At 65.3% G+C, this 8,747-nt stretch carries 7 protein-coding genes; 5 read left to right on the top strand and 2 right to left on the bottom strand.

The features are described 5' to 3' along the window. Positions 1–305 precede the first annotated feature (305 nt). Positions 306–1,229 (top strand): tellurite resistance TerB family protein, encoded by a 924-nt coding sequence (locus OU426_RS12375; RefSeq protein ID WP_267634324.1) that lies wholly within the window; start codon positions 306–308, stop codon positions 1,227–1,229. 51 nt (positions 1,230–1,280) lie between these two features. Here OU426_RS12375 and OU426_RS12370 read toward each other — a convergent pair whose 3' ends face one another. Next, a complete protein-coding gene (locus OU426_RS12370) occupies positions 1,281–1,904 on the bottom strand; it encodes a hypothetical protein (RefSeq protein WP_267634323.1) in 624 nt (207 codons plus the stop codon). Between the two features lie 116 nt (positions 1,905–2,020). Here OU426_RS12370 and OU426_RS12365 point away from each other — a divergent pair, with 116 nt between their 5' ends. From OU426_RS12365 to OU426_RS12355, 3 genes are all read left to right on the top strand, one after another. Beyond that, positions 2,021–3,397, top strand: coding sequence for a cytochrome P450 (locus tag OU426_RS12365; protein WP_267634322.1), 1,377 nt, complete (start codon positions 2,021–2,023; stop codon positions 3,395–3,397). Between the two features lie 432 nt (positions 3,398–3,829). Beyond that, a complete protein-coding gene (locus tag OU426_RS12360) occupies positions 3,830–4,453 on the top strand; it encodes a hypothetical protein (RefSeq protein WP_267634321.1) in 624 nt (207 codons plus the stop codon). Positions 4,454–4,683: 230 nt separating this feature from the next. Then, entirely contained in the window at positions 4,684–5,481 is a 798-nt protein-coding gene (locus OU426_RS12355) for a hypothetical protein (RefSeq protein ID WP_267634320.1), read from the top strand. 77 nt (positions 5,482–5,558) lie between these two features. On the opposite strand, the gene OU426_RS12350 is transcribed toward OU426_RS12355, so the two are convergent. Further along, complete coding sequence (locus OU426_RS12350) at positions 5,559–7,892, bottom strand: DNA topoisomerase IV subunit A (RefSeq protein ID WP_267634319.1); 2,334 nt, start codon at positions 7,890–7,892, stop codon at positions 5,559–5,561. A 249-nt stretch (positions 7,893–8,141) separates the two neighbouring features. On the opposite strand from OU426_RS12350, the gene OU426_RS12345 reads away from it, so the two are divergent. Further along, positions 8,142–8,711, top strand: coding sequence for an SH3 domain-containing protein (locus tag OU426_RS12345; protein WP_267634318.1), 570 nt, complete (start codon positions 8,142–8,144; stop codon positions 8,709–8,711). The last annotated feature ends 36 nt before the right edge of the window (positions 8,712–8,747 follow it).

Below are 8,747 nucleotides of genomic sequence, written 5' to 3'. Positions count from 1 at the left end.
GTCTTGCCGTGGTCAACGTGCCCGATCGTGCCGACGTTAACGTGCGGCTTGTTACGTTCAAACTTTGCCTTCGCCATAGCGCGGGAGCCTCATGGGTTATGGGGCCCGAAAGGACCCGATTTCATCTGCGCGCGCTGACTACCCAGCGGGGCGCAAAAAATCAAGCGGCAGTTGCGGCGGGGAAGGCGGCGCCGTGGAGGGTGTGCCACATCCTGATTGATGGGAGGCGCGGGCGAAGTTTCCCATGGAAGAAAGACCGAGGCGCCTAGAGATTGTAGGCTGGCTTCAGCATGAAGGAGGGCAAGATGAGTCTCATGGGAACACTTGCGAAGGTCGCGATCGGTGTCCTGGTCGTGAAAGGTGTCGGCGGCATGCTGAAGGGCGGCAGCGCGCAGGCCGGTAAGGGTGGCGGTTTCGGAACCGACGCCGACGGGCGTTTCGGTGGCCCGGCCTCACCGGGGCGGCGGACGACCGGGCTTGAGGACATGATGGGCGACATATTTGGAGCGGACCCGTCCGGTCCTGGCGCGGGGAAACCGCTTCCCCGCCGCCCCTCGGGCGATCCGTTCGGTCAGCAGGAAGGGCCCGTCGTGGCGCAGGAGCCGGGGCGCGGGAGTGGCGGGCTCGGCGATCTGCTGGAACAGATTGGCGGTCGCCTCCGGGGTGACGCGGGCGCTGGCGCGCAGCCGGGGTCCGGCGGCGGGCTTAACGATATTCTGGGCAAGCTTGGCGGCCCGGGCGGCGGTGGTCTCGGCGATCTTCTGGGCGGCATCCTCGGCGGCGCCGCGGCAGGACCGGCGCCCCGGGGATTTGGCGAGACCTTGAACGAGGCTTTCCGCAATGGCGGTGAGCCCACGATCCAGCCCTCGCGCGATCAGGAGGCGGCGGCGGCCCTACTGCTAAAGGCGATGATTCAGGCGGCAAAGGCGGATGGCCGCATAGACGACGCGGAAAAGAAGCGGCTGATGGACAATCTCGGCCAGGCCACCGCCGAGGAAATGGCCTTCGTCAAACGCGAACTTGCCGCGCCCGTCGATGTGCGCGCTTTGGCGGCGCAGGTGCCCGACGGCCTTCAGGCGCAGGTCTATACAATGTCCCTGATGGCGATCGATCTCGATAGTCGGGCCGAGGGCCGCTATTTGATGGAGCTCGCAAATGAACTTGGCCTCACGCAGCGCGAGGTGACGGCGATCCATAGCCATGTTGGGGCGGCGATAGGCGCGAGCTGACAACCTGCTGCGCGCGATGCCCCACCTGGCGCCGCGGGCAGATGACTGTCGTCAGTTGGCGGGAGCCGGTGCAAGTGCAGGCGCGGCCTTCGCAGGCTGTGCGGGCTGGGCAGCGGCAAGTGCCGCGCGCGCCGCGACCGCCTCGGGCGTGAACCAGGCGCGGTTCTCGTAAAGCCATTCCTCGATCTTCAGTGCCAGATTGTCGGCAAGCGTCTGCATCTGTTCCTCGCGCGACTTCGTCAGGCCCGATCCGATGACGGTCGCACCGGATAGGCCCTCGAACACCGTGAACTCCTTCGGCTCGGCATTGATGACCTTGGAGATCGCGTCATCCCAGACATCGACCTTGGCCACGATCACCGATTTCGGGCTGAGCACCACCGGCACGCCCGGCACGGCGAGCGCATAGGCGGTGATGCCCGCACCGATGTGATAGAGCTTCTCGCCCTCGTAGCGGCTGAGCCGCGTCTGCAGCGAGGCTTTCAGCACCTCTTCCCATTCATCCGCCGTCGCCTTGCGCGACGGGCCGACGGCCTGCGCATTGTCCGCGACCACGATCCCGTAGCCAAGGCGGAAGTCGCCGAGGGGTTTCGGCGGTTTCGTCATGTCGGGGCCGGCGCAGGCGGCGAGCGCCGTGATGGCGGCAAGAAGGAACGGACGCAGCAAGTTCGACATGAAGTCCCCCGGTAACTTTCCCACGGGCATAGCCGCTTGGCCGCGCCCGGGCAATGGTGTCGCATTGACCGCGGGTGATTGCCGCCTAAGGTGACGGGCGAAAGACGAGGTTGACCATGGCTCTGCGCTCGGCCGACGAACCCGCGCACCTGCCGGTACAGGTACCGCTTCACACGCGCCCCATGGGCGTGTGGGAAAGCTTTACCACCACACAGCGCAACGTGCTGGAGCTGATCCCCGAGATTGCCACCCGCCAACCCATCGTTTCGGGCCGCACGGTGAAGCGCTGGCATATGGTGATGGACCCGGGCGCCAACCGGCGCATCCTGAAGGACCGGCTGGAAATCTATCCAAAATCCGATGTGACGAAGATGATCCTCGGCCCGGCGATCGGCCAGAGCCTGTTCATCGCCGAGGGCGCCCATTGGCTCTGGCAAAGGCGCGCGGCGGCCCCGGCCTTTTCACCGCGGCATGTCGAGGCTCTGGCGCCGGTGATGACGGCTGCGGCAGAGCGCGCGGCAGAACGGGTATCGCGGGTGGTGGGTGGTGTCGCCGATCTGAACGCCGAGATGGTCGCGACGACCTTCGAGGTGATCGCCGATGTGACCTTTTCCGGCGACGATGCCTTTGACCGCGCGGCAGTCCACCGCGCCATCGACGGCTATATCGCCTCGACCGCGCGGGTATCCTTCCTTGATATCGTCGGCGCACCGCCCTGGGTGCCGCGCCCCTCGCGCCTGTTCAGTGGCGGGGCGATGCGGCAGATGAAGGCGATGGCCGACCGCGCGATTGAGCATCGGCGCGGTGCCGGGGCGCGGACGGTGCCGGACCTTCTTGACCTGCTCCTCGATGCTGCCGATCCCGAAACCGGGCGCAAGATGACGACCGAGGAGTTGCGCGACAATCTCCTCACCTTCATCGTCGCGGGGCATGAGACGACGGCACTGGCGCTGTCCTGGGCGCTCTATCTCTGCGCCTTCGATCCTGCTGTTCAGGACCGTGCCGCGGCCGAGGCAGCTGCGGCGCTGGGTGGCCGCGCGGCCACGGTCGCCGACTTGCCCGCGTTGCCCTATTGCCGCCGGATCATCGACGAGGCGCTGAGGCTCTATCCGCCTGCGGCATTCCTCTCGCGCACGGCGATCGCCGAGGATCAGCTTTGTGATCGCGAGGTCAGGCCGGGCGACACGATCATGCTGCCGATCTACGCGCTGCATCGCAATCACCTGCTGTGGCCCGACCCCCACCGGTTCGATCCCGACCGCTTTGCGGATATGAAAACGGTGGACCGGTTCGCCTATCTGCCTTTCGGTGGCGGGCCGCGCATCTGCATCGGCGCCTCCTTTGCGCTGCAGGAGGCGGTGATTATTCTGGCGACGCTACTTACCCGCTTTCGATTCATGCCGGTCGCGGGTCGCCGGCCGGACCCCGTCCTCATTCTCACCCTTCGGCCGCAGGGCGGTGTCTGGCTTCAGGTGGCGGGGCGCGGCCAGTAGTTCGGGCAGGTCGGTTTTTCACCCTCTTCCGTCGCTTCGAGGCGGCTGCCGCGATGCGGCATAATCCTTATGCAGCCATTTGGCGTCCGCACCAAATTTTGCACATTTTCCCCGCATTGCCACCATATTTCGGCTGCAGGAGGCCGCCGCACACCAGCGAAGCGGCCCGGTCGCCGCACTATCCCTTTCCTTCCGGGCGCCTTCTCGCGCCCGTCCGATACCTGAGGCACAGACCACCATGATCACCAAGACTGCCCGTTCCGCCCGCCGGACATCTTTGACCGTCGCCCGGACCCTTGCGACAGCAGCCAGCATCGCAACCCTTGCCTTTGCCGCGCAGGCCGGGACATCGGCGCAGGGCAAGCCGCAACGCCCGGGCAGCTCTGGCTTGCCCAGGCGGTCGTGATCGGCAGCGGGGACGAGGTCGTCGACATGCTCGTGGGTCTGGCGCATCTTGACGCGCGTCTCGGCGTCGGCATGGACCTCTTCCATCAGGGCAATGACGAAGCGGCGCGTGGTCACTTCCAGGCCCTTGCCGAAACGCTCTACCCCGAGTTTGCCGCGCAATTTGCCGACCGTCAGATGCCAGAGATGGCCGGGGCGCTCGCAGATTTGGCGAGCCTCGGTGAACCCGCTGAAATGACGAGGAAATATCTGGCGGTTCGCAAGGTTATGGCCGACGCCGCCATCGCGCTGCGTGCAACCTCGGGGCAGCAGTTTACGGCGCTCGCGGTCGAAGTGGAGGCTATAGCCGATGCGCTGGACAACAGCGTGTCGGGCGGGCGGGTGACCGACCCCGTCGCATTCCAGGCCGCCTGGGGGCTGTTGCTGACCGCCTCGTCCCATGCCAGCCAGCTCGCGAGCGCGAGCGATCCGTCGCTGCGGACATCGGGAGCAAAGGCGTCGCTTCTTATCGATGACCTCGTGATCGCCTTGCCGGAGGCCAGCCCATCCGCCCCGGTCGAACTCAGCAGCATTACCGTGCGTGAGGTTGCCATGAAGATCAAACGGATGGCATCGACGGTTGCCTATCAGCAAAGTGTCGCGACCAATTGATGCGCGTGAGACGCGCCGGAGCGTCGCCTGCCGCGGGCGGCGCTCTGACGTCTGACGAGCTGGGCTGTCGGCATGGGAACGCCAAACGCAGACCCCAAAGAAAACACATTTTCCAGTGAAGAGAAGCAATCCGTCGATTCGACCCTGATTGATCCGCGGCGGTGGATCGGGGCGCTGAAACGGCAAGGCGTGTCACACGCTGCTACCCGAAACACTGGAGCAAAACGCAGATGAAACAGGACGAACAGATCCGGCATACCCGGCCGGCTGTATGGATCGCCTTCGCGCTCGCAGGTGCGGTGTCTGGACTGGGGACGACATCGGCCATTGCGGGCTCGGCCAAGGGTCTGCCACCTCAGGGAGCCGACGAGCTGGTGCTCGCGGCTGCCACGGCGACCCAGGCGACCACCGGCGATGAGATCGTCGACCTCCTGATCGCGCTCGGTTCGATTGATGCCCGCCTGCAGGCCGGCATGACGCTTTATCAGTACAAGGATCGCAAGGGCGCGATCGAACATTTCCGCATCGCGCGGAAGGATGTCTACACGCCGATGGCCCCGCAGCTGCAGGCCAGGAACCTGCCCGCCTTTGACGAGGGTATCCGCGCGCTGGAAATGGCCAGCTCGCCCGGTCAGGTGGCAGGTGCCTATCTGAACGTGGTGCGCGGCCTCGCCATGGCCCGCAACGGTCTGGCACCCTCGCCCAAGCAGATCATGGCGGCGGTAGAGATGCAGACGTCGCTTGCCGCTCAGTCGCTGGGCAAGGGGTTGAAAGAGGGCCAGATCAAGAACATGGTCCATTACCAGAATGCCTGGGGCCAGATCCTGTCCGCCCGCGCGGTGATCAGCACGCTGGAAACTTCAAGCGATCCGGCCGTCAAGCCCGCCATCACGGCGGCCGCCTCTGCGCTGGACGATCTGATCATCGCGATGCCCGATCCGGTGCCGGAAGGCCCGATCGACGCGACCGAAGAGATGGCGGTCGCCGCGGTGGAGCAGATCAAGACCGCCGCCGCCGCGCTTCAGTAAGCACGGACGATCTACAAGACGCTTAACGCCGCCTGTTCGCACAGGCGGCGTTTTCGTTGTGGCGAGGAAAAGCCGCCTCAGCCGAACCTGTTGTCGCGCGGGAAGCCGTGGGGCGGGCTCTTGCCAACGCCCGCGCGCTTGGCCAGCCAATCGCGCATGTCTTCCGTACGCGTATTGCCGTTCGACATCGACCAGGACAGACCCTTTGCCAGATCGAAGGTCGTCACGTCCGACAGCCCGCCGTCGAGTTCCAGCACACCCTGACGGCCGCGCGCCATATTGTATTTCTGCAGCCGGACGCCCTTGCCGCGACCCATTTCCGGAAGTTCTGAAATCGGGAAAACCAGCAATTTGCGGTTCTTTGAGACGATCGCGACATGGTCGCCCGCGACCGGTTTGACCGCCGCCATCATCGCACCATCGCCGAGGTTCATCACCTGTTTGCCGGCGCGGGTCTGGGCGATGACCTCGTCCATCGCCACCAGGAACCCGTCCCCCGCATCCGAAGCGACGATCAGCTTCTCGCCCGGCCGGTAGACCAGAAGATCGACGATCTCTGCATCGTTGGGCAGGTCGACCATCAGGCGGACCGGTTCGCCCATGCCACGCGCGCCGGGCAGGTTCGCGCCGAGAAGCGTGAAGAACCGCCCGTTCGCCGCCGCCAGAAGGATGCGGTCGGTGGTCTCGGCATGGAAGAAGAACCGCCCCTCGTCGCCATCCTTGAACTTCACTTCGGTGCCCGGGGCCTGATGACCCTTCATCGCCCGTATCCAGCCCATCTTCGAACAGATGACGGTGATCGGCTCACGCTCGATCATCGCCTCAATCGGCACTTCCTCGACCTCCGCCGCATCGGCGAAGGTCGTGCGGCGGGCACCGAAGGGGCGGTCCTTGCCGAAAGTCTTCTGCACCTCGGCCAGTTCTTGACCGATCTTCTTCCACTGGCGGGCTTCGGAGGCGAGCAGATCCTCCAGATCCGCGCGTTCCTTCAAAAGCGCGTCATATTCGCGGCGCAGCTCCATCTCCTCGAGCTTGCGCAAGCTGCGCAGGCGCATGTTGAGGATCGCCTCGGCCTGAACCTCGGTCAGTTCGCCCTCGCCGTCGGCGGGCGAGACATAGTCTTTCTCGGAGGTGGCGCGCACATGCGGCCTGCCCCAGTCCTCGGCCATCAGCGCGCGCTTGGGGTCGGCGTCATAGCGGATGATGTCGATCACCCGGTCGAGGTTCAGGAAGGCGATGATGAAACCTTCCAACACCTCAAGCCGCGCGTCGATCTTCGCCATCCGGTGCTGCGAGCGGCGCTGCAGAACGTCACGGCGATGGTCGAGGAAGGCGCGCAGCACTTCCTTCAGCGAACAGACCTTGGGCGTCTTGCCATCGATCAGCACGTTCATGTTGAGCGAGAAGCGCACTTCCAGTTCCGAATTGCGGAAGAGCATGCCCATCAGCATCTCGGGATCGACGTTCTTCGACTTCGGTTCCAGCACGATGCGCACATCGTCTGCGCTCTCATCCCGTACGTCGGCAAGTGCGGGAACCTTCTTCAGCTGGATCACTTCTGCAAGCCGTTCGATCAGCTTCGATTTCTGCACCTGATAGGGAATCTCGGTGACAACGATCTGCCAGGTGCCGCGCCCCTGATCCTCGACCGACCAGCGGGCGCGGAGCCGGAAGGCGCCACGTCCGGTGCGGTAGGCATCAAGGATGTTCTCGCGCGGCTCGACGATCACGCCGCCGGTCGGAAAGTCGGGGCCGGGGATCAGCGCGACGAGCGCCTCGTCCGTCACCTGCCGGTCACGGATCATCAGCTGGCAGGCATCGATCAGCTCGTGCAGGTTATGAGGCGGGATGTTCGTGGCCATGCCGACCGCAATGCCGGAAGCGCCATTGACTAGAAGGTTCGGGAAGGCGGCGGGCAGGACGACCGGTTCTTCCAGCGTACCGTCATAGTTCGGACGGAAATCGACGGCATTTTCCGCGAGCCCTTCCATCAGGGCCTCTGACGCCGCCGTCAGCCGCGCCTCGGTGTAGCGTGAGGCCGCCGGGTTATCGCCATCGATATTGCCGAAGTTGCCCTGCCCGTCCACCAGCGGATAGCGCATGGCAAATGGCTGGGCGAGGCGGGCCATCGCGTCATAGATCGCCGCATCGCCATGGGGGTGATAGTTGCCCATCACATCGCCGGAGATCTTCGCTGATTTCCGGAACCCGCCGGTGGGCGAGAGTTTCAGCTCGCGCATCGCATAAAGAATGCGGCGATGGACGGGCTTCAGCCCGTCGCGTGCGTCCGGCAGCGCTCGGTGCATGATGGTGGAGAGCGCATAGGTCAGATAGCGCTCGCCGATCGCCCGGCTCAGCGGTTCGGATGTGGTCGCGGAAAGCGGGATATCGTCGTCGCTCGGGTCGCTCATGCCCCCCGTGTAATTCGCGCGGGCGGGGCGGTCCAGCGGGTTTTCGTGGCTTGACCGACGCCGCCGCGGCGGTTGTCGCATCGAAAGCGCGGACAGTCATGCACAGTCGCGCGAGAGATGTATGACTGTGCCTGATCCTCAGCCGTCCGGCGACCCTGGCCCATGAAACATGCGCATTTTCCTTGCCTGCCTCACCGGATCGGTGCTTAGTTTCGCGCCGGGGAAGCTGTTGGTTGCGTAGGTGGTGATATGGTCCGGTCAGGGCTGTTCTGGGTTTGGTGCGTCTGTCTTGTTCTTTTTCTCATCCCGGTGCGGATCGAGGTCGGCCCTGTAAGGGCGCGTGAACCTCTGCCGCCGTCGGACCCGTTCCGCACAGCACTGGTCTCGGGGCCGCTGGGTGACCGGCAGGTCGGTGCTGATCTTTGGCTGCGCACCTTGCCCGAACCTGCAAGCATCAGCCTTTATTCAGAACCGATCCTGCCGCCCGTGCGTCCGGTCGAGCGCGTGGACCGGCGCGCCCTGTCGATGGCGGCGGGTTTCGGGTCGATGGGGCTGGGGGCGTTCGGCAATGGCGCAACGCCAGCCGGTATCTTTGCGGCGGGACGCGGTGCGCGGATGGTGGTCGAGGCACCCCGCGCCAGTCTGCGGTCAAGCCCCTCGACCGTCGCGCCGGAACTGGCGGTCCTGTCCTACGGGTCAGAGGTCGCGGTGGTGACCCGGGCGGGCGAGGGCTGGCTCAAGGTGCGCTGCCCAGAGACCGGCGCCGAAGGCTATGTCGCCGAGGCCTTTCTGGGCACGGCGCTCGGCAGCGGCGGCTGAGGGCGGGTTGCCTTGTCCCGCGATTGCCCCTAGCGA

The sequence above is a fragment of the Frigidibacter sp. RF13 genome, from assembly GCF_026626305.1.
Classification (GTDB): domain Bacteria; phylum Pseudomonadota; class Alphaproteobacteria; order Rhodobacterales; family Rhodobacteraceae; genus TMP-24.
This window is presented reverse-complemented; position numbering and strand designations above follow the sequence as displayed.